The organism is Herbidospora sp. NBRC 101105 (assembly GCF_030269205.1).
In the GTDB taxonomy this organism is placed as follows: domain Bacteria; phylum Actinomycetota; class Actinomycetes; order Streptosporangiales; family Streptosporangiaceae; genus Herbidospora; species Herbidospora solisilvae.
On sequence record NZ_BSSX01000004.1, the window covers coordinates 30,375 to 56,075 of the forward strand.

27 protein-coding genes are annotated in these 25,701 nt (G+C 70.9%); 7 read left to right on the forward strand and 20 right to left on the reverse strand.

The genetic code is table 11. The features are described 5' to 3' along the window. Positions 1–2 precede the first annotated feature (2 nt). From QSK34_RS17385 to QSK34_RS17405, 5 genes are all read right to left on the reverse strand, one after another. Positions 3–671, reverse strand: coding sequence for a response regulator transcription factor (locus QSK34_RS17385; protein WP_030451323.1), 669 nt, complete (start codon positions 669–671; stop codon positions 3–5). Positions 672–895: 224 nt separating this feature from the next. Continuing rightward, a complete protein-coding gene (gene bfr, locus QSK34_RS17390; protein ID WP_161481668.1) occupies positions 896–1,378 on the reverse strand; it encodes a bacterioferritin in 483 nt (160 codons plus the stop codon). Positions 1,379–1,392: 14 nt separating this feature from the next. Continuing rightward, entirely contained in the window at positions 1,393–1,572 is a 180-nt protein-coding gene (locus QSK34_RS17395) for a (2Fe-2S)-binding protein (RefSeq protein WP_062342920.1), read from the reverse strand. 86 nt (positions 1,573–1,658) lie between these two features. After that, positions 1,659–2,171 (reverse strand): PH domain-containing protein, encoded by a 513-nt coding sequence (locus tag QSK34_RS17400; RefSeq protein WP_285585342.1) that lies wholly within the window; start codon positions 2,169–2,171, stop codon positions 1,659–1,661. Between the two features lie 42 nt (positions 2,172–2,213). Continuing rightward, positions 2,214–3,029 (reverse strand): biotin--[acetyl-CoA-carboxylase] ligase, encoded by an 816-nt coding sequence (locus QSK34_RS17405; RefSeq protein WP_285585343.1) that lies wholly within the window; start codon positions 3,027–3,029, stop codon positions 2,214–2,216. A 119-nt stretch (positions 3,030–3,148) separates the two neighbouring features. On the opposite strand from QSK34_RS17405, the gene QSK34_RS17410 reads away from it, so the two are divergent. After that, positions 3,149–5,305 (forward strand): FdhF/YdeP family oxidoreductase, encoded by a 2,157-nt coding sequence (locus QSK34_RS17410; RefSeq protein ID WP_285585344.1) that lies wholly within the window; start codon positions 3,149–3,151, stop codon positions 5,303–5,305. Then, positions 5,298–6,140 carry a formate dehydrogenase accessory sulfurtransferase FdhD gene (gene fdhD / locus QSK34_RS17415; RefSeq protein ID WP_285585345.1) on the forward strand — a complete coding sequence of 281 codons (843 nt, stop codon included), beginning with the start codon at positions 5,298–5,300 and terminating at the stop codon, positions 6,138–6,140. The genes QSK34_RS17410 and fdhD overlap by 8 nt, the downstream gene beginning before the upstream one ends. Here the strand turns inward: fdhD and QSK34_RS17420 are convergent. From QSK34_RS17420 to QSK34_RS17445, 6 genes are all read right to left on the reverse strand, one after another. Beyond that, positions 6,090–8,738 (reverse strand): phosphoenolpyruvate carboxylase, encoded by a 2,649-nt coding sequence (locus tag QSK34_RS17420; protein ID WP_285585346.1) that lies wholly within the window; start codon positions 8,736–8,738, stop codon positions 6,090–6,092. The two genes, fdhD and QSK34_RS17420, sit on opposite strands and share 51 nt — an antisense overlap. A gap of 68 nt (positions 8,739–8,806) precedes the next feature. After that, positions 8,807–10,360, reverse strand: coding sequence for a hypothetical protein (locus QSK34_RS17425; protein ID WP_285585347.1), 1,554 nt, complete (start codon positions 10,358–10,360; stop codon positions 8,807–8,809). Continuing rightward, positions 10,336–11,100: an ABC transporter ATP-binding protein gene (locus tag QSK34_RS17430; protein WP_285585348.1), complete on the reverse strand. Its 765-nt coding sequence runs from the start codon at positions 11,098–11,100 to the stop codon at positions 10,336–10,338. Before QSK34_RS17430 ends, QSK34_RS17425 begins: the two co-directional genes overlap by 25 nt. Before the next feature lie 96 nt (positions 11,101–11,196). Beyond that, positions 11,197–11,523 carry a helix-turn-helix domain-containing protein gene (locus tag QSK34_RS17435; RefSeq protein WP_285585349.1) on the reverse strand — a complete coding sequence of 109 codons (327 nt, stop codon included), beginning with the start codon at positions 11,521–11,523 and terminating at the stop codon, positions 11,197–11,199. Further along, the gene (locus QSK34_RS17440) at positions 11,520–11,882 is read right to left on the reverse strand and encodes a type II toxin-antitoxin system RelE/ParE family toxin (RefSeq protein ID WP_285585350.1); all 363 of its coding nucleotides are present in this window, start codon (positions 11,880–11,882) and stop codon (positions 11,520–11,522) included. The genes QSK34_RS17435 and QSK34_RS17440 overlap by 4 nt, the downstream gene beginning before the upstream one ends. A gap of 59 nt (positions 11,883–11,941) precedes the next feature. Then, positions 11,942–13,258: an APC family permease gene (locus QSK34_RS17445; protein ID WP_285585351.1), complete on the reverse strand. Its 1,317-nt coding sequence runs from the start codon at positions 13,256–13,258 to the stop codon at positions 11,942–11,944. An 83-nt stretch (positions 13,259–13,341) separates the two neighbouring features. On the opposite strand from QSK34_RS17445, the gene QSK34_RS17450 reads away from it, so the two are divergent. From QSK34_RS17450 to QSK34_RS17470, 5 genes are all read left to right on the forward strand, one after another. Continuing rightward, on the forward strand, positions 13,342–14,931 hold the full coding sequence (locus QSK34_RS17450) for an acyl-CoA carboxylase subunit beta (protein ID WP_285585353.1): 1,590 nt from the start codon (positions 13,342–13,344) through the stop codon (positions 14,929–14,931). Then, a complete protein-coding gene (locus tag QSK34_RS17455) occupies positions 14,928–15,131 on the forward strand; it encodes an acyl-CoA carboxylase subunit epsilon (RefSeq protein WP_081898295.1) in 204 nt (67 codons plus the stop codon). Before QSK34_RS17450 ends, QSK34_RS17455 begins: the two co-directional genes overlap by 4 nt. Before the next feature lie 114 nt (positions 15,132–15,245). Then, the gene (locus QSK34_RS17460; protein ID WP_030451336.1) at positions 15,246–16,184 is read left to right on the forward strand and encodes an NYN domain-containing protein; all 939 of its coding nucleotides are present in this window, start codon (positions 15,246–15,248) and stop codon (positions 16,182–16,184) included. A 148-nt stretch (positions 16,185–16,332) separates the two neighbouring features. Next, a complete protein-coding gene (locus QSK34_RS17465; protein ID WP_285585355.1) occupies positions 16,333–17,709 on the forward strand; it encodes a DNA-3-methyladenine glycosylase 2 family protein in 1,377 nt (458 codons plus the stop codon). Beyond that, a complete protein-coding gene (locus QSK34_RS17470) occupies positions 17,706–18,203 on the forward strand; it encodes a methylated-DNA--[protein]-cysteine S-methyltransferase (protein WP_285585356.1) in 498 nt (165 codons plus the stop codon). The genes QSK34_RS17465 and QSK34_RS17470 overlap by 4 nt, the downstream gene beginning before the upstream one ends. A 61-nt stretch (positions 18,204–18,264) precedes the next feature. Here the strand turns inward: QSK34_RS17470 and QSK34_RS17475 are convergent, their stop codons facing one another. The 9 genes from QSK34_RS17475 to QSK34_RS17515 all read right to left on the reverse strand — a co-directional run bounded on the left by QSK34_RS17475 (position 18,265) and on the right by QSK34_RS17515 (position 25,685). Continuing rightward, positions 18,265–19,188, reverse strand: a complete 924-nt coding sequence (locus QSK34_RS17475) for a hypothetical protein (RefSeq protein WP_285585357.1) — start codon at positions 19,186–19,188, stop codon at positions 18,265–18,267. After that, the gene (locus QSK34_RS17480) at positions 19,185–19,796 is read right to left on the reverse strand and encodes a hypothetical protein (RefSeq protein ID WP_285585358.1); all 612 of its coding nucleotides are present in this window, start codon (positions 19,794–19,796) and stop codon (positions 19,185–19,187) included. Before QSK34_RS17480 ends, QSK34_RS17475 begins: the two co-directional genes overlap by 4 nt. A gap of 62 nt (positions 19,797–19,858) precedes the next feature. Next, on the reverse strand, positions 19,859–23,086 hold the full coding sequence (locus QSK34_RS17485) for an AfsR/SARP family transcriptional regulator (protein ID WP_285585359.1): 3,228 nt from the start codon (positions 23,084–23,086) through the stop codon (positions 19,859–19,861). After that, positions 23,083–23,484: a pilus assembly protein TadG-related protein gene (locus tag QSK34_RS17490; RefSeq protein WP_161481682.1), complete on the reverse strand. Its 402-nt coding sequence runs from the start codon at positions 23,482–23,484 to the stop codon at positions 23,083–23,085. Before QSK34_RS17490 ends, QSK34_RS17485 begins: the two co-directional genes overlap by 4 nt. Before the next feature lie 20 nt (positions 23,485–23,504). Further along, complete coding sequence (locus QSK34_RS17495; protein ID WP_161481683.1) at positions 23,505–23,867, reverse strand: TadE/TadG family type IV pilus assembly protein; 363 nt, start codon at positions 23,865–23,867, stop codon at positions 23,505–23,507. Positions 23,868–23,889: 22 nt separating this feature from the next. Further along, positions 23,890–24,333 carry a TadE/TadG family type IV pilus assembly protein gene (locus QSK34_RS17500; RefSeq protein ID WP_285585360.1) on the reverse strand — a complete coding sequence of 148 codons (444 nt, stop codon included), beginning with the start codon at positions 24,331–24,333 and terminating at the stop codon, positions 23,890–23,892. Then, entirely contained in the window at positions 24,330–24,554 is a 225-nt protein-coding gene (locus QSK34_RS17505) for a hypothetical protein (protein ID WP_030451345.1), read from the reverse strand. The genes QSK34_RS17500 and QSK34_RS17505 overlap by 4 nt, the downstream gene beginning before the upstream one ends. A gap of 2 nt (positions 24,555–24,556) precedes the next feature. Next, positions 24,557–25,495: a type II secretion system F family protein gene (locus QSK34_RS17510; RefSeq protein WP_285585361.1), complete on the reverse strand. Its 939-nt coding sequence runs from the start codon at positions 25,493–25,495 to the stop codon at positions 24,557–24,559. A 4-nt stretch (positions 25,496–25,499) separates the two neighbouring features. After that, complete coding sequence (locus QSK34_RS17515; RefSeq protein WP_285585362.1) at positions 25,500–25,685, reverse strand: hypothetical protein; 186 nt, start codon at positions 25,683–25,685, stop codon at positions 25,500–25,502. Positions 25,686–25,701 lie beyond the last annotated feature (16 nt).

Here is a 25,701-nt window from a genome sequence, read left to right on the forward strand (position 1 = left end):
CCTTACTCGCGTTCGAAGCGGAAGCCGACCCCTCGGACGGTCGTGATGTACCGCGGCTTCGCCGCGTCGTCACCGAGCTTGCGCCGCAACCAGGAGATGTGCATGTCGAGGGTCTTGGTGGAACCCCACCAGTTGGTGTCCCAGACCTCCCGCATGATCTGCTCCCGGGTCACGACCTTGCCGGCGTCGCGCACGAGCACGCGGAGCAGGTCGAACTCCTTGGTGGTCAGGTGGAGTTCCTTGTCGCCCATCCAGGCCCGGCGCGAGTCGGCGTCGATCCGGACGCCCTGGACCACCGGCGTCTCGGAGGTGCCCCGCCGCAGCAGGGCCCGGACGCGGGCGAGCAGTTCGGCGAGGCGGAACGGCTTGGTGACGTAGTCGTCGGCCCCGGCGTCGAGGCCGACCACGGTGTCGACCTCGTCGACGCGAGCGGTCAGGATCAGCACGGGAGTGCCGTGGCCCTCGGCCCTGATACGGCGGGCGACCTCCAGGCCGTCCATCTCCGGGAGACCGAGGTCGAGAACGATGAGGTCGACGCCTCCCGAGAGTGCCCTTTCCAGGGCCTGCGGGCCGTCGGGACTCACCTCGACTTGGTAGCCCTCCCGGCGCAGGGCGCGCGCAAGCGGCTCGGAGATCGAGGTGTCATCCTCGGCGAGAAGTACGCAGGTCATGGAAGCGATCGTAGGACCTTAGGCGATCGTTTCCCGGGCACAGCGCGCGGTTTGACTCCACGTTGACCCATCAATTGACCTGGGCAAACATGGACAAAGGCGGTTTTGCGGCAGCATGTCCGGGCGGCTTTGGTGCCGAACGCGAGACGCGGACCGCCCCGAGACAAGCGAACGCCCGCCGGGACCCCGGCGGGCGTTTCTCGCGGCCCTGCGTCTCGACTGCGTCAGGACGCGGACGGCGGCTCGGCGTACCGCTGGAGGTACAGAGCGTCACCGAGCGTCTCCATGAGGGCCAGCTCGGTCTCCAGGTAGTCGATGTGGTGCTCCTCGTCCTTGAGGATCTCCTCGAAGAGGAGGGCCGAGACGATGTCGCCGCGCTCGCGCATCAGGGCGATGCCCGGCTTCAGGCGCTTGACGACGCCGAGTTCGAGCTCCAGGTCGCTCTGGATCTGCTCCTTGACGGTCTGGCCGACGTGGAGGGTGAAGAGCTTCTGGTAGTTGGGCAGGCCTTCGAGGAAGAGGATGCGGTCGGTCAGCGCCTCGGCGTGGCGCATCTCGTCGATCGACTCCGCGCGGGTGAAGCTGGCGAGCTTGGTGAACCCCCAGTTCTCCTGCATCTTGGCGTGGAGGAAGTACTGATTGATGGCCGTCAGCTCAGACGTAAGCTGCTCGTTGAGCAGCGCAATGATGTCCTTGTCGCCCTGCATGCCCGGTCCCTTGCCTACGCGGTCGTGATCAAACTCTCTGACCGCTTCAGAATGGCACAGATCTTCCGGACACAAGAGGCGCAGTCGCCCCCGGCGCCGGTGGTGTCGCGGATCTGCCGCACGGTCCGGGCGCCGTTGGCGATGCAGTCGTGCACCTCGTTCTCGGTGACGGCGCGGCACACACAGGCGTACATCCAGGGACCCTTCGGAGATGCATAGGTAAGGCTCTCCTAAGGTAGCCGACTTTGGTTAGGCTTGCCTATGTGAGGACCGCCACAGATCAGTGACCGTCGACGACCCCGTCGGAGGCGTCCTCCACCAGCCGGAACAGATCGGCGCGGATGGTCTGGATCTTGGGAATGTCGCGGTAGTCGATGACCCCGCGTTCGGACGCCGACTCTACCTTCAGGGTCCCGCTGCCCAGGACACGCTCCATCAGGGTCTGGTCGGAGCTGACCGAGTTGACCTTGGCGAGCGGGATGTCGTCCTGGGACTTGCTGAGGACGCCGGTGCTGATCGTGAACCGGTGGGTGGTCAGGGTGTAGCCGGTCGTCTTCCACCGCAGGTAGGGCACGAAGGTGAGCAGGACGAGCGCGACCACCGAGACCACCGCGACCGCGATGCGGGCGATGCCGGAGTATTCGTAGTCGTTCGGTATGAAGTAGATCGCGGCCGACGAGGCGGCCACGACGAGGACCAGCGCGAGGAACGGACCGACGAGCCGCTTCCAGTGCGGGTGGAACGAATGGACGACTCGTTCACCGTCGGTCAGGTGGTGATCAGGGAGACCCATGGGCCACATCGTGGCACGTACCAGTCCGTTCCGGGCGTGGTTCTACCGTCGAACGTGGACGACGTCGCCCGCGCTCAGGGGATGGTCGGCGCCGCCGCTCGTGACGATCAGCTGACCCGACTCGCTGATCCCGGTCGCCCGGCCGGCGAGCAGCCGTTCGCCCGGCAGTTCGACCCGGACCTCCTGCCCGACCGTCGCGCTCGCCGCAAGGTAGGCCGCCCGCAGGCCGGACGCGTCGGCGTCGCCGCCGGCCAGGCTCCAGTCGCGGTAGAGCCGTTCGAGCTCCCGCAGCACCCCGGCCAGCAGCCGGTCGCGGTCGAGGCAGGTCGCCCCGGCCAGCGCGAGGGAGGTGGCGTGAGGGACGGGCAGCTCCGAGTCGCGAAGGCTGACGTTGAGGCCCATGCCGATGACCACGGCCGAGTCGATGCGCTCGGCCAGGATGCCGGCCAGCTTGCGTTCGTCGTGGAGCAGGTCGTTGGGCCATTTCAGCCGTACGTCGACCTCGGCGACCTGGCGGATCGCGGTGGCGGCGGCCAGCCCGAACAGCAGCGGCAACCAGCCCTGCAGGGAGGTCCGGACCTCGGGCCGCAGCAGGACGGAGAAGGTGAGCCCGGAGCGCGGCGGGGCGATCCAGACGCGGCCGAGGCGGCCCCGCCCGGCATACTGGGACTCGGCCGCCAGGACCGCCCCCTCGCGGACGCCGTCGCGGACGGCCTGCCCGAGGTCCGCGTTGGTGGAGCCGGTGCGCTCGACCACGGTGAGGGACGACCACAACGATCCGGGCCTGACCAGCTCGGCCCGGAGGGCGGCCTGGGACAACTGGGGTCGGTCGAGATCGGGATACGAAGGTTCGGGCATGACTGCCATTCTCCCTTCCGAACACCGTTCCGTTCGACGAACAGTCGATGACCTGGGATTACTACCCCATGTAGTCGCCGCTACCCTTGAGGGGGTTACGGTGGGCATAATCTGCCGTTATGAGAACTTGGGCCAGCTGGAAGCCCTTCGGCATCGGCGAACGTAAACCGAACAACTACCTAGAGTTGTGGAAGGCCTTCCGAGCGGTGAAAGGCAATCGCCGCTACGCCTGGCGCCTGCTCACCCAGGGCACCTGTGACGGTTGCGCGCTCGGCACGAAGGGCATGCGCGACTGGACGATGGACGAGGTCCATCTGTGCAACATCCGCCTCCGGCTGCTGCCGCTGAACACGGCCCCCGCGCTCGACCCGGCCCTGCTGGCCGACGTGTCGGCGCTCCCGGCCAAGAGCGCGCAGTTGCGGGAGCTGGGGCGGCTGCCCCACCCGATGATCAGGCGCGCGGGCGACCCGGGCTTCACCCGGATCTCGTGGGACGAGGCGCTCGACACGATCGCGCCCCGCCTGAACGGGAAGCTCGGCGTCTACCTGACCAGCCGTGGCGTGCCGAACGAGAACTACTTCGCCGCCCAGAAGGCGGTGCGCGCCCTCGGCAGCAACTCGGTCGACAACGCCGCCCGGATCTGCCACTCGCCCTCGACGGTCGCGCTGAAGCAGGCGATCGGGGCGGCGGCGACGACCTGTTCGTACACCGACTGGATCGGTTCGGACCTGATCGTCTTCATCGGCAGCAACCCGAGCAACAACCAGCCGGTCGCGATGAAGTACCTCTACCACGCGAAGAAGGCCGGGACGAAGGTCGCGATGGTCAACGCCTACCGCGAGCCGGGCATGCAGAAGTACTGGGTGCCCTCCAACGTCGAGTCGGCCGTCTTCGGCACGAAGATCACCGACCACTTCTTCCCGGTCAACATCGGCGGGGACATCGGGTTCCTGAACGGCGTGCTGAAGCACCTGATCGAGAACGAGTGGCTCGACGAGGCGTTCATCGCCGACCGCACCAAGGACTTCGAGGAGGCCCGCGCCGCCGTCGAGTCGCAGTCGTGGGAGGAGCTGGAGGCCCTGTCGGGCGCCACGAAGGCCGAGATGTACGAGCTGGCGCGCCTCCTCGGCGAGGCGAAGTCGGCCGTGCTCGTCTGGTCGATGGGCGTCACCCAGCACACCTACGGCGAGGACAACGTCCGCGCGATCGTCAACCTGGCGCTGGCCCGCGGCTTCCTCGGCCGCGACCACTGCGGCCTGATGCCGATCCGCGGCCACAGCGGCGTGCAGGGCGGAGCCGAGATGGGCGCGTACGCCACCGGCCTGCCGGGCGGCCTGCCGATCACCGAGGAGCACACCCGCAGGTTCGCCGAGTTGTGGGGCTTCGACCTGCCGCTCACGCCGGGCCTGACCGCCACCGACATGATCGACGCCGCCCACGCGGGCGAGCTCGACGTCCTGGTGTCGAGCGGCGGCAACTTCCTGGAGGTGCTGCCCGACCCGGCCTACTGCCGGGAGGCGCTCGAACGTGTGGGCCTGAGGGTGCACGTCGACATCGTGGTGTCCTCGCAGATGCTCGTCCCGGGCGAGACCGTGATCCTGCTCCCGGCGCAGACGCGCTACGAGATGGAGGGCGGGGTCACCGAGACCTCGACCGAACGGCGCATCATCTTCTCCCCCGAGGTCAAGGGGCCGCGTGTCGGCGAGGCCTGGCCCGAATGGAAGATCTTCACCGAGCTGGCCGCCCGCGCCAGGCCCGAACTGGCGGCCAAGCTTCGCTACGGCGGCACCGCCGACATCCGGCGGGACATCGAGAAGGCCGTGCCGTTCTACGAGGGCATCGCGAAGCTGGCGAAGTTCGGCGACAACGTCCAGTACGGCGGGCGGCACCTGCCCTTCGGCACGGCGACGTTCGCGGCGGTCGGCCTGCCGAGGCTGCACCGGCCCGACGGGACGTTCCTGGTCGCGACCCGGCGCGGCAAGCAGTTCAACAGCATGGTCCACGAGCGGGTCGACGGCTTCAACGGCGCCACCCGCGAGGCCGTTCTGATGAGCCCCTACGACGCCGACCGGCTCGGCCTGCCCGACGGGACCGAGGTCGAGCTGACCACGGCCAGCGGGTCGCTGGTCGGGAAGGTGCTGCGGGCGCCGCTGACGCCGGGGAACATCCAGGTGCACTGGCCGGAGGGCAACGTGCTGCTCGACAAGGGCCGCCGGTCGCCCGACGCCAGGATCCCCGACTACAACGCGGCCGCGACGCTGACCCGCCATGGGTGACCGTCCGGTCACGCGTTACCGCGTCAGGTCGGTCGCCGGGACCTTTTCCCGCGACCGGCCCGACGAGGTGGCCACCGAGGAGCCGCTGGAGATCCGCATCACGTCCGGGACCGAGCGGCGGACCCTGGCGATCACGATGCGGACCCCCGGCTCCGACTTCGAGCTGGCCGCCGGGTTCCTCAACGGCGAGGGCATCACCGGCATCGAGGCCATCGCCTACTGCACCGACGAGGACGTGCCGCCGGAGGCGCGGTTCAACACGGTGACGGTCCGGCTGCGCGGCCCGCTGCCCGACCTGCCCGGACTCGACCGCTACTTCGTGACGTCGAGCGCCTGTGGAGTGTGCGGCTCGGCGAGCCTCGACGCGCTGCACGGCAAGTGCACGCCGCTGGCCGCCGACGATCTGGAGATCTCGGCGGACACCCTCTACGGGTTGCCCGGGAAACTGCGCGCCGCCCAGGGGGTGTTCGGGCGGACCGGCGGCCTGCACGCCGCCGGTCTGTTCACCCCCGAGGGTGAGCTGATCAGGCTCAGGGAGGACGTCGGCCGGCACAACGCGGTCGACAAGGTGATCGGCTGGTCGCTGCTCAACGACGGGCCCCGGCCGGTGTTGCTGGTGTCCGGCCGGGCGTCGTACGAGATCATGCAGAAGGCCCTCGCGGCCGGGATCTCCATCGTGGCCGCCGTCTCCGCGCCCTCGTCGCTGGCCGTCGACGTGGCGCGGGAGTTCGGCATGACCCTCGTGGGCTTCCTCCGCGAGGAGCGCTTCAACGTGTACGCGGGCTCAGCCCGTGTTCTGCAGACCCGCGGCGACGCCGTTGACGCTGAGCAGTAGCAGCGTCGACAGGCTCTCGCGCTCGTCGTCGCCCAGGTCGTCGGCGGTGCGCAGCGCGGTCAGCGCCCGCAGCTGCAGGTGCGACAGCGCGTCGACGTAGGGGTCGCGGAGCTGTACGGCCCTGGACAGCACCCTTCGCGACTCCAGCAGCCGGGAGTGGCCGGTGATCTCCAGGACCAGCCGCCGGGTCAGGTCGTATTCGTCCATGACCTGCTTGAAGAAGTCGTCGCGGCCGCCCAGCGCGAGATAACGGCTGGCGATGGCGCGGTCGGTCTTGGCCAGCGACATCTCCACGTTGTCGAGCAGCGAGGCGAACAGCGGCCACTCCTTGTAGGCCTCCCGCAGCTCCGCCTGGCCTCCGGCGTCGAGGACGGCGGCCAGGCCGGAGCCCAGGCCGTACCAGCCGGGCAGGTTGACCCGGGTCTGGGCCCAGGCGAAGACCCACGGGATGGCGCGCAGGTCGTCGAGCGACTTGGGCGCCCCCAGGCCGCGGCGGGCCGGGCGGGAGCCGAGGCGCAGCGAGCCGATCTCCTCCAGCGGGCTGACCAGCGCGAACCACTCGGGGAAGCCGGGCGCCTCGGTCAGGCCCCGGTAGGCCCGCTCGGAGGCGGTGGCGACCTGGTCGGCCAGCTCGCGGAACTTCGCGGCGGCGTCGGCGGTGCGCTGCTCGACCGGGCTGGTCGAGGCGAGCAGCACCGCGTTGGTGACCTGCTCGATGTGGCGGCGGGCGATGGCCATGTGGCCGTAGCGGGCGAAGATGACCTCGCCCTGCTCGGTGACCTTGAACCGGCCGTTGACCGAGCCCGGCGCCTGCGCCAGGACCGCCCGGTTGGCCGGTCCGCCGCCCCGGCCCAGGGCGCCGCCCCGGCCGTGGAAGAGGGTGAGCACGATCTCGTTCTCGGCGGCCCACTTCGTGAGCGCGGCCTGCGCGTCGTAGAGGCGCATGGTCGCGGCGGCCGGGCCGAGTTCCTTGGCGGAGTCGGAGTAGCCGAGCATGACCTCGACCCGGCGGCCGTTGGCCGCCAGCCGCTTCTGGACGGGCTCGGAGGCGATCATCCCGCTCAGCACACGCACCGAGTTGTCGAGGTCCTCCCCCGACTCGAACAGCGGCACCACGTCGAGCACCGGCGCGCGGTCGCCGAGGGCGTGCTGGGCCAGGGCGTAGACGGCCAGGATGTCGTCGGCCGAGCGGGTGAACGAGACGACGTAGCGGGAGCAGGCGGTGACGCCGAAGCGCTCCTGGATCCAGGCGATGCTCCGGATCGTGGCCAGCACCTCTTCGGTGCGCTCGGAGCGGGCCCCGCCGGCCTCGATCTCGGCCAGCGCGGCGGCGTGGACCTGGGAGTGCTGCCGCACCTCCAGCTCGGCCAGGTGGAAGCCGAAGGTCTCCACCTGCCAGATCAGGTGCTGCAGTTCCCCGTACGCCTGCCGCACCGCGCCGGCCTCGACGAGCGACTCCTGCGCCAGCCGCAGGTCGGTGAGCAGGTCGGCGGGCGACCGGTAGGCCAGGTCGAGGTCGCGGCGGCGGGTCGCGGCGATGCGCCCGGCCACGAACAGCAGCCACTGCCGGTGCGGTTCGCTCGGCGTGCGGGTCGCCATCTCGGAGACCAGGTCGGGGAAGTCGCCCTCGGCGCGGGACAGGGCGGCGCGCAGGGCGGGCGAGATCGGGGTGCGCTCGGCGGCCAGCGTCATCGTGCGGCCGATGCGGGTGGCCGCGTTCTCCAGCGCGATCAGCACGTGCTCGTTCTGGATCAGCATGGCCTCGCGCGTGACCTTCGAGGTCACGTTGGGGTTGCCGTCGCGGTCGCCGCCGATCCAGGAGCCGTAGCGAATGTAGGGGCGGGCGAGCGGCGGGCGGGTGCCGGTGCCCGGCTCCAGAGCGCCGTCGAGCGACCGGTAGATCAGCGGCACGGCCCGGAAGAGCGTCTCGTCGAAGGCCGCCATCGCGGTGCGCACCTCGTCGAGCGGGTCGAGCTTGGTCGACCGGAGCTGGGCGGTCCGCCACAGCAGGTCGACCTCCTCGCGCAGCCGCCGCTTGGCCTCCTGCTGCTCCCCCGCGCCCCGGCCGGGCGTGTTGTAGAGGTCGAGGTGGCCACTGATCCGCTGGATCGCCGTCACCACCGCGCGCCGCCGGGCCTCGGTCGGGTGGGCCGTCAGCACCGGCCGGAACTCCAGCTGCCCGATGAGCCGGTCGAGCTCCTCGGTCCCCACGTCGCTGCGCAGCGCCCGCACGGCCTGCGGCAGCGACTCGGGCACCGGCACGTCGTCGCGGTCGCGCTGCCGCAGGATGCGGATGCGGTAGTGCTCCTCGGCCAGGTTGGCGAGGTGGAAGTAACAGGTGAAGGCACGGGCGATCAGCACGGCCCGGTCGAGGGGCCATTCGGCGACCAGAGCCGCCACATCGTCGACCGTGGTCTCCCGCCGGCGGGCGGCGATGACCGCTTTGCGGAGACGTTCGACATCGGCAAGGAGGTCGGGGCCGCCGTCTTCGGCAATTGCCTGACCCAGGATCTCTCCCAGGAGGCGGACGTCGGCGCGGAGGTCGTCGGGCATCTCGGTGACGGCGCTGTGGCGGTCGTGGTGAGACAGGGCGGCCATGGTTGGAAGACTAGCGAGTGCCCTCAAACGACCTCAGACCGGTCTCACCCATTGGACTAGACCAATGGTCAGGTGGGACGGGAAACGTCCGCCATGAGCTCGGGCATGCGCCGGAACCCGATCGCCGACGCCTTGGCGCGGGCCAGCCAGGAGAGGGCGAATCCGAGGACCGGCATCAGCACCGACACCCACAGGTGGCCCGCCATGACCGGGATGAGCACCGGCAGCGACAACACCGCGCCGCCGGCCAGCGAGCCGATCGACGACAGGAACGCCTGCCCGCCCTGGCCGGGGGCCGCGCCGGTGAAGGCGTTGATGCGCTCGGGCTGGGTGTAGGCGACGTAGACGCTGGTGAACGACCCCACGGCGAAGACCAGCCCCATCACGCCGACGCCGGTCAGGGCCGCAGGGACGATCCACTCGGGCCTGGTCAGCAGGCCGGTGACCACCGCCGTCAGGCAGATCAGCGGGGCGCCGATCAGGGTGATGGTCAGGTGGCGGCCGGCCAGGTCGGCGCGGAGGGCCTCGGGTCTGGCGTACACGACGGCGTTGATCCACAGGGCCCTGCCGTCGATGCCGAAGGAGTTGGTCGCCTGCAACGACACCACCAGGCCGCCCAGCCAGACCGGGAAGACGCCCATCCAGACGATCGGCTCGCCGCCGGTGTTGCTCCGGGTCGAGAAGATCATGATGATGATGACGGCCAGCGCGCTGACCCAGGTGACCCGGCCCCGGGGGTCGCGGCGGGCGTACTTGAGCTCCTTGGCGACGACCGCCCCGAGCACGCCCTCGGGCAGCAGCCCGCCGAACCGCGACCGCCGCACGTTCCCGCCGCCCTGGCTGGAGGAGTCGGCCCTGGTGAGCGCGGCCTTGAGCGCGACGATCCACAACCACGCGCAGACCGCGGTGAACACGGCGACCGCCACCACCTCGGCGACCCCCACGAGCCCGCCGTCGGCGATGGCGTGGGCGGCCAGCCCGGTCGGCGACCACCGCAGCACCCCTGCGGTCCGCGTGATGATCTCCAGGCCGTTGCCGAGCCCCTGGTTGAGCAGCATGCCCGGGAGTTGCGACCCCACGACCAGGAGGATCACCGCGACCGCCATCAGGTCGCGCCCGCGCCGCGTCCGGAGCGCGCCGGACAGGGCGGTGGTGACCAGCCGCGACACCACCAGGCAGCAGGCGAACGCCACCGGCACCGCGACGATCCCGATGACGGCGCCGGTCACCGACCGGGCCACCCCGAAGATCACGCCCGTCATCGCGAACAACGACGCGACCGGCCAGATGCCGACGGCGGAGGAGGCCAGCAGCCCGCGGGTGAGCTGCCCGGTGGTCAGCGGGAACAGGGCCAGCCGGGCGGGGTCGAGGGTGTCGTCGAGCCCGAACATCAGCAGCGGCCCGACGATCCACATGATCAGGATGGCCGTGAAGAAGACCACCCCGACGTCGGCCGCCATGGACGGGTCGAGCGCCCGCAGCCCCGCCATCAGGTAGAACCCGGCGAGGGCGACCAGCAGCCCCGCGATCAGCGAGAAGACGAACCCGGCCCGCTGCTGCCCGGTGCCCTTGAGGCTCCCGGCGATCAACCGGAGCTTCAGCCGGACGAAGAGCCCAACCACGACAGCCCCTCCTCTCCCGACCCGCCGGCCCCGACGAGGTCGAGGAACGCCTCGTTGAGCGACCGCCCGCGCCGCACCTCGTCGGTCGGCCCCTGCGCCACGATGTGGCCGCGGGACATGACCGAGACCCAGTCGCACAACCGCTCGACGAGGTCCATGACGTGGCTGGAGAAGATCACGGTCGACCCGGAGGCGGTGTAACGGCGCAGCACCTCGGTGAGCGTGTTGGCGCTGACCGGGTCGACGCCCTCGAACGGCTCGTCGAGGAACAACACCGCCGGGTTGTGCAGCAGCGCGGCGGCCAGCCCGATCTTCTTCCGCATGCCGGTCGAGTAGTCGACCACGAGCTTGTCCTGCGACTCGACGAGGTCCATGACCCTCAGCAGCTCGGCCGCCCGCTTCGCGCCCTCCTCCCGGGAGATGCCGCGGAGCTCGGCGTTGTAGAGCAGCAGCTCCCGCCCGCTGAGCCGCTCGAAGAGCCGCAGCCCTTCGGGCAGCACCCCGATCGAGCTCTTGACCTTCACGGGCTCGGCCCACGCGTCGGCGCCGTGGATCTCCACCAGCCCGCCGTCGGGCCTGAGCAGCCCCGTGATCATGCTCAGCGTGGTCGTCTTCCCTGCCCCGTTGGGCCCCACGAGCCCCGCGAAACTCCCGGCCGGTACGACCAGATCCACCCCGGCAACCGCGACCTGCTGCCCGAAGGCCTTCACCAGGCCCCGCGTCCGAACCGCCTCTGTCATGCCCTCCACTCTGCCCCGGCTCCCCCGGATCCGGCCCTGCCGATCAACGCCGGGAGGTCACAATTTCGACGTGGCGGCGGTTCGACGTGGCGGCGGTCAACCTGCGAGCAGGTCGATCTGTTCGGCCTCCTCCTCGCCCACCGAGATGGTGAACCGGACCCCCATCGCCCGGCCGATCCGGTCGAGCATCTCGAGGGTCGGTATCCCGCCACCCAGTTCGATGCGGGAAAGTGCGGGCTGGGAGATCCCCGCCCGCGCGGCGACCTCCGCCTGAGTCAGGTTCCGCGCCACCCGGACCTCACGCAGCCGGTCGCCCAGATCCATGTCGCGGAGGGCCCGGGTGTACTCGGGGTGCTCCTCGACCCCGGCCTCCTGAAGCCGCTTGTCCCGCAGAGTCCGCCACGTGTTGTGCCCGGCCATCATGACCTCCTGTCGAACACGTGGGTGGTGCTCATGTCATGCCCCAGTCGGCAAGCCCTCATCGCCTTCACCGCACGCTCCACGTCATCATGCTGTGGCCCGTTGCGTGTCTTGGCAAACACCGTGAGCAGAACGATCGTTCCGTCTCCGGGCCGCCAGAACGTGATCCGCCAGGACAACTCGTACAGCGGCACCCGTAATTCGCTGACGCCCCCACGCAGGCTCTTGACGTGATCACCATCCGGCTGACCGCATCGATCCCAGAGGTACCGGTCCACCTTCGCCATGACCCGCTGGTAGTGCCCGAAGGGCAACTCCGCCAGCCACGCCTCCACCTCAGGCTCCAACGCGATCTCGACCATACCGCCGATGGTATATATCCTCGATGATATGTGGGCGGAGATGAAGAATCCAGCCCCGGCTACATGGGGTTCGATCGGCGGCCCGCCAGGTGGTTCACCGCCCACAACACCACGCCGATGGCCAGCAGGATGAGGGCGCGGAGGTAGACGGAGCCCTCGCGGCCCGTGATCGGGAGGATGAGGATCACGCAGGCGACCGCGCCCAGGGCCGGGGCCCACGACGGGGCGTGGAAGTGGTCGTGGTCGACGGTCTCCCTGCGCAGGACCAGGACGGCGATGTTGACGATGGTGAAGACGCAGAGCAGCAGGAGGACGGTCGTGTCGGCCAGGCCGCCCACGTCGCCCGTGCAGACGAGGACCACGGCGATGGCGACGGTGAAGACGATGGCGACCCACGGGGTGGCGCGGCTCGCGTGGACGGCGCCGAAGACCTTGGGCACGATGCCCTCGCGGGCCATGCCGTAGACCAGGCGCGAGGCCATCAGCATGTTGATCAGGGCGGTGTTGCCGACGGCCAGCAGGGCGATCAGGGCGAACAGCTTCGGGGGGAACTCCAGGCCGGCGACCTTGACCACTTCCAGGAGCGGGCCGCTGGAGTTCTTCAGCGTCTCGGTGTCGACCAGCATCGTCGCGGTGAACGCCACCGCCAGGTAGATGAGGCCGGCGACGGCCAGGCCGCCGAACAGGGCGCGGGGGAAGGAACGTTGCGGGTCCTTGGCCTCCTCGGCGAGGTTGACCGAGTCCTCGAAGCCGAGGAGGGCGTAGAAGGCCAGGGCGGTGCCGCCCAGGATGCCGAGGAAGGCGCCGTTCTCGGGGTGGAACTCCAGGGCGCGGGAGGGGTCGCCGTCGCCGGTGAGGAGGGCGTACACGCCGATCGCGATGATGACCAGGAGGCCGAACGCCTCGATCAGGGTCAGCACCACGTTGACCTTGACCGATTCGGAGATGCCGGCGAAGTTCACCAGGGTCACGACGGCCAGGAAGATCAGAGCGCCCACCACGGTGGGGAGGGTGACGAACTCGGCCAGGTAGGTGCCCCCGAAGGCCCTGGCCGCCGCGCTCGCCGAGGTCACCCCGCTCATCAGCACGGCGAAGGCCACGATGAAGGTGAGGAAGGGCACGCCGAAGGCGCGGTTGGTGTAGAGGGCCGCGCCGGCCGCCTGGGGATACTTGCCGACCAGCTCCGCGTAGGCGGTCGCGGTCAGGGCCGCCAGGACGAAGGCGACCAGGAACGGCAGCCAGAGTGCCCCGCCGACCTCGCCCGCCACCTTGCCGGCGAGCGCGTAGATGCCGGCGCCGAGGATGTCGCCGACGACGAACAGCAGCAGCACGCGTCGTCCGATGACGCGCTTCAGACTCGGGGCCTGCGTACTCATGCGACGCGACTACCCAGCGTCACGCGGGTCACGCTCGAACACCCCCTGGAAGTCGGCGAGGGCGTCCGGATTACCCTTGCGCCATGACTGCTCAACCGGTGCCAGAGATCGACGTGCACACGACGGCGGGAAAGATCGCCGACCTGGAGCGACGGCTCGACGAGGCGGCTCACGCGGGGTCGGCGCGCGCGGTCGCCAAGCAGCACGAGAAGGGCAAGATGACCGCCCGCGAGCGCCTGACGGCGTTCCTCGACGAGGGCTCCTTCGTCGAGTTCGACGAGCTGGCGCGGCACCGGTCGACCAGCTTCGGGATGGACCGCGAACGGCCCTACGGCGACGGCGTCGTGACCGGCTACGGCACGGTCGACGGGCGTCCGGTCGCGGTGTTCGCGCAGGACTTCACCGTGTTCGGCGGGTCGCTGGGCGAGGTCTTCGGGGAGAAGATCGTCAAGGTCATGGACCACGCTCTGAAGACCGGCTGCCCGGTCGTCGGCATCAACGACTCCGGGGGCGCGCGCATCCAGGAGGGGGTGGTCTCCCTCGGCCTGTACGCCGAGATCTTCCGCCGCAACGTGCACGCCTCGGGCGTGATCCCGCAGATCTCGCTGATCATGGGCCCGTGCGCCGGAGGCGCGGTCTACTCGCCGGCCCTCACCGACTTCGTGCTGATGGTGTCGGAGAAGTCCCACATGTTCATCACCGGGCCCGACGTGATCAAGACGGTCACCGGCGAGGAGGTGACGTTCGAGGAGCTCGGCGGCGCGCACACGCACAACTCGCGGTCGGGCGTGGCCCACTACGAGGCCTCCGACGAGCAGGACTGCCTCGACTTCGCGCGGGCGCTGCTGTCGTACCTGCCCTCGAACAACCTCGACGAGCCGCCGGTCTTCGACGCCGAGGCCGACCTCACGGTCACCGATGAGGACCGGGAGCTCGACACGCTGATCCCCGACTCGGCCAACCAGCCCTACGACATGCACACCGTGCTCTCGCACGTGCTCGACGACGGCGAGTTCCTGGAGGTGCACGCCGGATTCGCGCCGAACATCCTGGTCGGGTTCGGGCGGGTCGAGGGGCATCCGGTGGGGATCGTCGCCAACCAGCCGATGTCGCTGGCCGGCACGCTCGACATCGCGGCCTCCGAGAAGGCGGCCCGGTTCGTGCGCACCTGCGACGCGTTCAACCTGCCGGTGCTGACCTTCGTCGACGTGCCCGGCTTCCTGCCCGGCACCGACCAGGAGTGGAACGGCATCATCCGGCGCGGGGCCAAGCTCCTGTACGCCTACGCCGAGGCCACCGTCCCCCTGGTCACCGTGATCACCCGCAAGGCCTACGGCGGCGCCTACGACGTCATGGGCTCCAAGCACCTCGGCGCCGACATCAACCTGGCCTGGCCGACCGCGCAGATCGCGGTGATGGGCGCGCAGGGCGCGGTCAACATCCTCTACCGCCGCGAGCTGGCCGACGCGAAGGACCCCGACGCGGCGCGGGCCCGCTACATCACCGAGTACGAGGACACCCTCGCCAACCCCTATCTCGCCGCCGAGCGGGGCTACGTCGACGCGGTGATCCGCCCCTCCGACACCCGCGTGAAGATCATCCGGTCGTTGCGGACGCTGCGGAACAAGCGGGCCTCCCTCCCGCCGAAGAAGCATGGGAACATCCCCCTATGACCCACCTGAGGATCGTGCGCGGCGACGCGACGCCCGAAGAGGTGGCCGCGCTCGTCGTAGCGCTACGTCATATTTCACTGACGGAGCCGGAACGTGAGCCGAGTCCGCCCAGGTGGCGGGCCCCTTCGCGAAGGATGCGGGGAAACGTCCCCCCAAGGCCCGGTAAGGGAACCTGGAGGGCCAGCGGACTACCCGAATAGACAGGGATTAGATCGGCCGAACCGGGTGTCAAGTGGCCCAAGAGTTGGGAGTATCTCCAAAAGGGCAATAGCAGCTAGACCAACAACACACGGAGACGAGGCCTGGAGGACGCGATGGCCATCCCGGACCTCGCAGTGCACAGCATGGCAGCGAAATACGCGGTTCTCGTCGATGTCGGTTATCTCTACGCCGCCGCCGGCGAGGTTCTGCTGGGCGCGAAGGAACGCAAGGAATATCGCGTCGCGGCCGACGAACTGATCCAGTCCCTGCAGAAGCATGCCATGGAGCGCCTTCCCGGCGAGCTCCTGCGTGTCTATTGGTACGACGCCGCCCGCGACCGGGTTCCCACGGTCGACCAGCGGGTGATCGCCCAGCTCCCCTGGGTGAAGGTGCGGCTTGGCAACCTCAACGCGCGTGGCCAGCAGAAGGGCGTCGACGCGCAGATACGGAGCGACCTGGAGGCGCTGGCCCGGCACCACGCCGTCAGCGACACCGTCTTGATCGCGGGTGACGAGGACATGGTGCCGGCGGTGGAGGCCGCCCAGGCCTACGGGGTCAGGGTGCACCTCTGGGGGGTGGAGCCCCCCTTTGGCACGAACCAGGCCGAACGGCTGGTCTGGGAGTCCGACACCGTTGAGATCATCACCGCCGACTTCCTGAGGGCCTATTTCACGCGTGCGCCGATCCCGGTGGCGGTGACCCCGCCGCCCTCACCGGCCCAGGTCTTCGCGGGCCGCACGGCGAAACCCGCCGCACCCCCGCAGAAGCAGGCGGGCCAGCCCAAGCTCGGGCCGAGCCGCCCGCGGGTGGAGGAGGTCGGCGAGCACGTCGCGCAGAAGTGGATCCTGACGCGGGGCCGCGACAACATCCGCGACCTGCTCCCGGGACCGCTCCTGCCGACGGTCATCGACACCGAGTTGCTCATCGAGGCCGAGAAGGAGCTCGGGCACTCCCTGCGCCCCTACCCGGAGGCCCGCGTCTGGTTGCGCGACGGCTTCTGGGCGCGCGTCTACCGCGAGTTCGACCTGGGCGTCGGCATCTCCTCGAAGTAGGTCGCTTCACGGCTCCGCCCGACCGCAACCGGCGCCGACCGGCCGCGAAGGCGGGGCGTTCGTGACGTCGCCCCTGGTCAGAGGGTTGCCATGCTGACGTCCGAATTCCGCCAGCTCGTCCCCGTGAGCTGGGCGTAGCGTGTTCGACGTGAACACACTCGACTTCGAAGAGCGCTATCTGGTGATCTCGGCCAGGGATCGCAGGTTCGACGGGCGGTTCTACACGGCGGTGACCTCGACCGGCATCTACTGCCGGCCGATCTGCCCGGCGCGGACACCGGCCAGGAAGAACGTGCGCTTCTACGACCACGCCGCGTCGGCGGAGGCGGCCGGGTTCCGGCCGTGCCGCCGGTGCCGGCCCGAGTTGTCGCCCGGCGCGCCCGGGTGGGACGTCCGGGCCGACCTGGTCGGGCGGGCGCTGCGGCTGATCGACGACGGGGTGGCCGACGACGGCGGGGTGGCCGAGCTGGCCCGCCGCCTGCACGTCAGCGAGCGCCACCTGCACCGGCTGTTCGCGGCCGAGCTCGGCACCGGGCCGCTCGCGGTGGCGCGGACCCGGCGGCTGCTGCTGGCCAAGCAGCTGCTGACCGAGACCTCGTTGCCGATGGCCGACGTGGCCTTCGCGGCGGGGTTCGGTTCGGTACGCCAGTTCAACGCCGCCATGAAGGAGTCCTACCGGTTCGCGCCCGGCGACCTGCGCAGATCCGACGGGCCGATGGCCGCCGGAGGGCTGACGCTGCGGCTGGGGGTCCGGCAGCCGTTCGAGGCGCGGGCCCTGCTGGGCTTCCTCGCCGCGCGGGCCGTGCCGGGCGTGGAGGAGGTCGTCGACAACGCCGTCTGCAAGCGGCGCATCCCCGGCGGCGAGGTCACGCTGACCCCGGTCACCGACCACGTCAGGCTGACCGTGACCGGCGGCGACACCCGGCATCTCGCGAGGATCGTGGCCCGGTGCCGCCGGCTGCTCGACCTCGACGCCGACCCCCACGCCATCGCCGCCGCCCTCGAACCGACCACGCTCGGGCCGCTCGTCGCGGCCCGGCCGGGCTTGCGGGTGCCGGGGGCGTGGGACTCCTTCGAGCTGCTCGTACGGGCGATCGTCGGCCAGCAGATCTCCGTCGCCGGGGCCCGCACGATCCTGGGGCGCATCGCCGCCCGGTCGGCGGAGATCTTCCCGTCGGCCGAGGAGATGGCCGGCCTCGACCTCGACGGGCTGGGCCTGACGACCCGCCGGGTGGCGACGTTGCGGGCCGCCGCGAAGGCCGTGGCGTCCGGGGAGATCGACCTGGAGGCCGGCGATCCGGCCGAGACGGTCGCGGCGCTGGTCGAACTGCCCGGGATCGGGCCGTGGACGGCCGGATACGTCGCCCTGCGGGCGCTGCGCGACCCCGACGCGTGGCCTGACGACGATCTCGGGCTGCGCCGCACGATGGCCGCGCTGGCCATCCCCATGAGTGAGACCGAGCGCTGGCGGCCCTGGCGGGCCTACGCCGCGCTGCATCTGTGGAACGCCGAGGAGAAATCATGATCATCGCCCAGACCGTGCCGACGCCCGTGGGCCCCCTGGCCATGCTCGCGCACGACGACGTCCTGGTGGCGGCCGGTTTCACCGGCGACCCCGAGGCCATGTTCGCCCGGCTCTCCCCGGAACTGCGGAAGCTTGGCCTGACCGTCGGGGAGGTGCCGGGGGCGGCGGGAGCCGTAAAGGAATATCTGGACGGACGCCTCGACGCCCTCGACGGCATCGCGGCCGTCCAGCCCGGCAGCGACCGGCGGCAGCGGCTCCTGACCGCGCTGCGCGGGGTCAGGGCCGGGACGACGGTGAGCTACGCGGAACTGGCCGAACGGGCCGGAATGCCGCGGACGGCGGCCCGCGCGGCGGGCGGCGCGTGCGCGCAGAACCTGGTCGCGCCGTTCGTGCCCTGCCACCGGGTGTTGCCGTCGTCGGGCGGCTACGGCGGCTACTACTACGGCACGCCGGTCAAGGAGTGGCTGCTCGCCCACGAAGGCGCATCGCTGTAGTCGGGGCCGTGATCGTGCGCCGAAGGAGATGTGACGGACGCACGATCACGGGCTGAGACGACTACCCCTCGACAGAGGTTTGCACCTCACCCACGGGCACGTCTCGGGTTACCGTCGCCTCAACCGGATCGTAAACGAAGGGCACGACAGACTGGTCGACGTTGCTCGTCACCGGCCAGACCGTCGTCACCGTCAGCGTGTAGACCTTGCGCGGCTGGTCGGCCGACGCGCGCAGATAGGTGACGCCGCACCGGAACTTTCCGTCCTTCACATAGGGATGACCGGTGGTGCCGCAGTCCTTCGCCACCTCGGCGCGGGTGGTGCCGGGTTTTATCTCGATGTTGGCGAGCCTCGCGGTGACCGTGGCCGACATGACGCCGGGCAGGGTCGCGGTGACCGACCGCGTCGTCGCGCCCTGGTCGCCGAGCCAGACCCACGTCGGCAGGTTGACGTAACTCTTCGCGTCGGGGTTGAGCTGGATCGTCGGTTCGGGCACGGTCAGCGCGGCGCGGGCGATCTGGAGCAGTTCCTCCATGGTGATGCCCCCGGCCGGGGTCTCGCCGTCGGGCACCCACAACGCCCCTTCGAGGTTCGACCAGCAGGCCATGCCGCCGGGGTCGGCGGCGTTGTAGGCCGGCGACCACCAGCGGCCGTCCTGGCCGACCTTGTCCTTGTACTGCTCCAGGAACTTCTGGAAGTCCTCCTCGGTGCCGCCCGGGTTGGTGTGGAACCACCAGCTCCGGAGCTGCTCCTGGCTCTGCAGCATGTCCTCGGCCGACTTGCCGGGCTCGTACCAGCACGGGCGCTTGATCCGGTAGCCGTCAGCCCGGCCGCCGGTCCCGTTGCCGCTGATGACGATGGTGGAGTTGGTCAGCTGGACTCCGACGGTCCGGCCCGTCTGGAACCCCTTGCCGTGGGCGCCGCCAGGGGTCGGGTCGGCGGCGACCAGGTTCAGGGCCAGTGTCAACGCGAGCGCGGCTTTCACCGTTGGCACTCCTTCGCGGCTTGGTCGGGAAAGGCGGCGTGCTGGAAGAACTTGACGCGCCAGGTTCCGTCGTCCCCTCGCCGTACGGCGGCGACCTGGAGATAGATGGATTTGGGGGGCTTGGTCCAGTTGGGCTGTTGTGCCAGCGGGGCGTCGGCGGCGTCGACCACCTGCATCCCCGACGTGTCGACGCAGGCGTCGATCTCGGCGCCCCGGCCGTCGACCGCGGCGACCCTGATCGAATAGAGCTTCGCGGTGCCCTTCGCCGAGGTCTTCGTCCGGGTGAAGCCGGACACCCAGGCGTAGGCGACCCGGCTGGCGGCGTCTTCGACGTTGCTCAGGTACGTCTCGTCCGCGCCGCCGGAGGCCACCGCCTTCCACTGGTTCACGTAGGAGTCGGTGAAGGCGGTGATCATCTCGTCGCGCCGGTCGGGCCACTCGATGGAGACGCTCAGGCCGTCGCTGATCGTGACGGTCTCGGCGGTCGCCGGCGCGGCCGCGACGGCGGCCTTCGACGGGGCCGCGCCCTGCGGCGTGAAACCCCGGTCCGCCGGGGCTCCGCAGGCGGTCAGGGTGGTGACGAGCCCGATGACGGCTACCCAGCGCACGGGGTGAACGTAACGACCGGGCCGGACCGTGATCCAGTGATGTGTGTGTTTCGGCATGGTTCTCACGCGGTGGTCGTCGCTCGCCACACGGGGAGCAGTTCGTCGATGAGTGCTTCGGTCTCAGGAGCCATGCCGCCTCCGTATGGATGGGAGGCGGCCCGGCGGTGCAGGCCGTCGACCACGGCGCGGAGCCGGGCCGGGTCTCCGGTGGCGTGGGCGGCTCTGAGCAGGTCGCGCCAGAGGCCCTCGTCGTCGGGGGCCAGCAGCAGCCCCGCCCTGGCGGCGGCCGTCGCGCCCTCGGCCTCGCCCCGGTAGAGGCGCGACTCGCACAGCCGGTGGGCGGCGTCGGCCACCGAGGCGGTGACGTCGAACTCCAGCGGGTCGGCGGCCAGCCACGCGTAGCGGCCCGCCGGTCTGGGGTTCAGCAGCGGGCCTCTGACCAGGCGCAGCGCCTTCTCCAACGACATCGGGTCACCTCTCCTGACCAGGTCCTGGAACATCGACCAGTCGGTTCTGACCTCCTCGCTGAGGTGGAGGCGGCCGGAGGCGTCGGCGTACAGGTAGGGGCGGCCCTCGTGGTCCTTGCCGAGCCACTCGGCGACGCGGGCCAGGGTGGCGTCGCGCACCATCGGCTGCACCCCGCGCGGCCAGAGCACCCCGCCCAGCACCACCGGGTGCACACCCCCCGGATGGGTGGCCAGGTAGACGACCAGTTCGTGCGCGAGCGCGGCGCGGCCCTCCTCCAGGGCGTTGACCGGGGAGATCTCGATCGGGCCGAGGATGCGGACCTCGATGGCCGGGGGCTCGTCGTGGCGGCGGATCTCCGGCAGCGGCAGCGGCTCGCCCTGCCGGTCCTCGGCGGTGCGGAAGAGGTCGACGATGGCCTTGTAGTGGCGGCGCGGCAGCAGCTGCGCCTTCACGTCGAAGCCCAGCGCGTCGATGACCGAACGGCCGTCTTCGGTGACCTCCCACGTCCAGGTGGCGTGCTGGAGCGGCGCGGCGATCACGTATCCGGCCGCCGCCCTGGTGTTCTTCGCCAGGACCGCGAGCCGGCGCGCCTCGTCGGCGGTCGGCTGGACGGCGCTCAGCAGGTAGTGGGGCGGGTGGACGGGGTCGTTCGCCCGGCCGTGGATGCGCCCGGTGAGGACGTCGGGCGGCTGCGCGGCGTTCTCGAACTCCGGCAGGACCTCGGCCAGCGAGGCCGCGACGTTGACCCTTTCGGGGGCGATGGCGCGGAGCTCGTGGCCGAAGCCGACCAGGGTGACCTTCATCGTGTCCGACCAGCGGTTGGTGACCAGCTCGACGGCGAGCGCCGACAGGGCGGCGACCGCCTGCGGCCCGACGACGCTGATGACGCCGTGGGCGGCCTCCAGGTCGACGAGCACCCGGCCGGTCTCGGCGGTGCCGAGCGAGAACAGGCCCGGATAGGGGGCCGGGACGTCGGCCAAAGCCTGGTCGTCGAGCCGTCTGGCCTCGTGGGCGGCCAGCCGCCAGATCTGCCCGCCGTCGGCGGCCTCGAACGGGGCCGGGGCGTCCTGGCTCGGCGGATGCACCCACAGGTCCATGCCGCGCGCCGACAGGTGCAGGGCGTAGATGGCGGGCGGCCGCCGGTCGGCCTCGGCCAGCAGCCTGCCGAGCAGCCGGAGCCCGGCGTCGAGGACGCGGCTGCCCGGGGCGTCCGCGCCGAGCCGCATCGCGACCTCCGCCGAGGCGGCCTCTCCCCTGGGCCGCTGGATCCGGTGCCCGAACGCCCGCGTCCAGAGCTGCCGCCTGCGCCGCCTGCCCAGCAGCAGGAGCAGCCCCGCCGAGAGCAGCGAGGCGCCGGCGAGGTAGTCGACCAGGTCGACCTGCTCGGTCCAGCCCTGGCCGGCGGCCGGGGTGGTGAGGATGGTGCCGCCTTCGGGGGCTGCGACCACCCCTGACCTGGGGATCGTGGTGTCCCCGAGGCCGGCCTCCTCGGCGGGGGTGGTGGCGGTGACGGTCGGGATCGGTTTCCTGGGCTCTGTACGTTCTGGGCCTGCGGTCGCTTCGGGCCTGCCGGTCTCGGGCCTCCCAGCCTCGGGCCTGCCGGTCTCTGACTGGCCGGGGCGGGTCGGCTCGGCGGCCGGGGGCCGCGTCGGGTTGTCGCCCTGGCTTCCCGTGGCAGGGGGGCGGGTTGTGTTGTCCAGGCCTCCTGGCACGGTCAAGTCGCCGTCGACCGGTGGGCGGGTCGGCTCGATCGTGACCGGCGGGCGGACGGTGTTGTCCTCCCCTGCTGCGGGCGGCGGGGTCGGGGTGACGGTGGGCCGGCGGTTCTCGGAGGGTGGCCGCGTCGGCTCCTGCGTGGGGGTGGCCCCTGGCCGCTGGCCGTTCGCCGGGGGTTGGACGTGGGTGTTGTCGCGGTTCTCGAAGCGGGTGTCGTCGCCCGGTCGCGTGGTGTCGCGGTCGGGCTGGGCAACCCGGTCGGGTTGGGTGGCCCGGTCGGGTTGCGTGGCCCGGTCCGGCTGGGTGTCACGGTCCGGCTGGGCGGCCCGGTCGGGCTGGGGGGTGGTGCGGTCGGCCTTGTCCTTGCCGGGTGGGCCCGGGTGGTCGTTGAGGATCTCGGTGCGGCTGTCGTCGGCGGGGACCACGTGGGTGTTGCGGGCGTCGCCCGGCATGTCCAGCACCCAGCCCGGCCGGATCAGGTCGGCCATGTGGAGGCGGGCCCCGTCGGGTTGTTCCTTGTGCTTGTTCAGCTCGTAGATCTCGCCGTAGCGGCGGCCGTCGCCGAGGCACTTCTCGGCGATCTCCCACAGGCTCTCGTGGTGCCGGCCGTGGGGCGGCTGGACGACGTACACCTTCTTGACCTCGCCGCGCGGAACCAGGGCGGCGCGCTCGGGGATCGTCGACTCGGCGCTCACCAGCGTCGGCTTGACGGGCACCACGGGCGTGGACGCGAACCTCGTCAGCGGGACGGCGACGGCGGAGACCGTGAAGAGGACCAGCACGGCCGAGACCAGCCGGTTGGCCAGCACCTGGGTGCCGCCCGACAGCGGGACCCGCGCGGGCATGCCGATGCGGCGGATCCCGGCGTACACCTCGACCAGGACGCAGAGCACGAGCTGGACCCAGGCGACCCACACCAGCAGCACCAGCACGGCGATGATCGTCTCGGTGCCGACCTGGCTCATCAGCGCGTCGAGGTCGAGCAGTTCGTCGGGGATCGGCGGCCCGGCGAACCGGATCAGGGCATACGGGACGCCGCCCAGCAGCGCGACCAGCGCCACCAGGGCCGCCAGCCCGGCGAAGACGTCACCGGCGGTCCGTTTCACGCGCCGTCTCCCTGGTCGGGGACGGCCGTCGCCGACGCGGTCATCTCCGACCCCGGAAACCCGATCGCGGCCAGGAAGAACGCTTCCCATGTAACGCTCACCTCCACCGTCACCTCGGTCTGGCCCGCCCCGACCGTGCACCGGCCCATCGCGACCCCGTCGGCGTCGTGCGCGGAGACGATCTCGCCGGCCCGGCCGCACACCTCCGCGTCGCCGAGCAGCCGCAGCCGGCCGGTCGCCCGGAGCGTCTCGACGTCGATCCGGTCGGCCGCCGCCCGCGCGCCCTGCTCGGCGATGTCGGCCGCGCGCAACTTGGCGTTGATCGCCGCGCCCCCGTCGACGAGCAGGCCCGCGAGCAGGAACACGGCGACCGAGAAGAGCACCACGAAGGTGGACATCGATCCCCGGTCGGCCCGTCTCACTCCACCCTCCGGAACTGCTCCAAGGGGACGACGGAGTCCCCGGTGATCGTCACGCCGGCGCCGAAGCCGAGGAAGTCGAGGTCGAGCGTGCACGTCACGGTCACCTCGACCGCGCCGCCCGAGCGCCAGTCGGTGCCCGCCATCGACACCTCCGGCGGGCAGTCGGCGAGCGCACCGGTCGCCGCCGACGTGGCGGCCTCCTCGGCCGCGCCCCTGTCGCGCTGCACCGAGGCGGCCCGGGCGGCGTCGCGGGCGGCGCCGTTGACCTCGCCCTGGGCCTCGACGACACGTCCGGCGCCGACCAGGAACAGCAGGAAGAGCAGCAGGACGGGCGCCAGCATGACCGTCTCGACCGACATGGACCCTCGATCCACTGCCTGCTCACTCATCCGGCGCACACCCCCCGCTGCCGTCGTCGGGCCGGAAACACTCCACCGGGCCGCCGAAGCGGGCCGTGATCGTGAAGGAGATCTCGGGCAGCAGCGGCACGACCTGCACCGCGCTGCCCGTCACCTCCACCCCGCGTGAGTCGCCCTCCTCCCACGCGGTCGCCGTGGCCGACTGGAGGATCTCCGGGCCGATGGCCTGGATGATCTGCCGGGCCTTGGCCTCGGCGGCGCCCTGCCAGTCGTCGTCGCCGGCCCGTGCGATCCTGGCTCCTTCGCGCGCGGCCGCGTCGGCGACCTGCCGCCCGTGGAACCAGAGGGCCATCTGGACGATCAGCAGCACCACGACCAGGACGACCGGCATGAGCAGCGCGAGCTCGATGACGGTCGCGCCCCGGTCGTCGTTCCGGTCGCCGTCCCGTCGGTCAGGACGTCTCACTCACCACCGCCGCCGCCACCGGATTCGCCGCCGCCGAAGTTGGTGGTGATCTCGGCCGAGCGGGACTCGACGAGGCCTTGGATGAGCGCGGCCAGGCCCAGCGCCACCCCGGCGATGATCGCCGTGATGATGGCCCACTCGACCGCCGACGCCCCGCGTGAGGGGGCCGTCCGGGCCTTGTGGATGCGGACGCTGATCATCGCCACCAGGTAATCGATCATGTTCAGGATCCCAACATTTTCATCGCGGCCGGGTAACTGAGAAAGATCACGAAGCCCGCGCACAGCAGGAGCTGCGCCACGAGCATCGACTGCGAGCGTTCGCCCGCCTTGCCCTCGATCTCGGCCAGCTCGCGCCTGCGGAGCGTGGCCGCGCGGGCCGTCAGCGACGACCGCACCTTGGCCCCGTCGTCGGCGACGAGCCCGAGGGCGGCCGACAGATCGCGCAGCTCGTCGACGTTGATCTCGTCGCCGAGTTGCCCGAGGGCCTGCCAGGGGGTGATGCCGACGATCCGGGCGTTGGCGAGCGCCTCGCGGATGCGCTCCAACGCCCAGTTGGAGCCGGGGGCGTTCACCTCGGCGCCGGTGCCGACGGAGACGGCCATCATGAGCGCCTCGGGCACCCCGCGCCCGCCGGCCAGATTCATGGCGACCAGGTCGAGGAACGCCCCGACGGCGTGCCGGAAGTCGCGGCGGCGAACGGCCGCGTCCTTGCCGATCTGGACGTCGGGCAGGAAGAAGAAGATCACGCTGACCAGCAGCGCCGACCAGAGCGGAATCTGGAACGACACCCCCCACCCCATGACCGCCAGCCATCCGACCAGCAGCGGGAAGGCGAGCAGCCCCGAGACGGCGAGCAGCACCTTGGTCGCGAGGAACCCCTCGAACGACTTGCCGAGCAGCGTGAGATCGGCCCGGATCGACCGCGCCTCCCACCCTCGGGCGGCATAGAACCTGGCGAGCCGCTGCCCGAGGGCCTGCCGCAACGCGCTGACCTCCTCGTCGGGCGCGACGAGCGGCGTCTTGGGCGCGTCCTCCCCGGTCCGCGCGACGTCGAGCGCCGCGAGACGCGTCGCCAGCCCGGGCCGTGGCGGGAACAGGGCCCGCAGAAGCAGCAGAATCCCCAGCCCGAGCACGCCCCCGGCGAAAGCGATGGCGATCACGCGATCACCTCCAGAGGAACGGCGCGGCCCTGATGCCACAGAGAGACGGCACGGCCCTGATGTCGCGGAGGAGCGGCGGGACCGCGATGCCACAGAGGAACGGCACGACCCTGATGCCGCGGAGGAACGGCAAGACCGCGATGCCGCAGAGAGACAGCGCGGCCCTGATGCCACAGAGGAACGGCACCACCCCGATACCGCAAAGA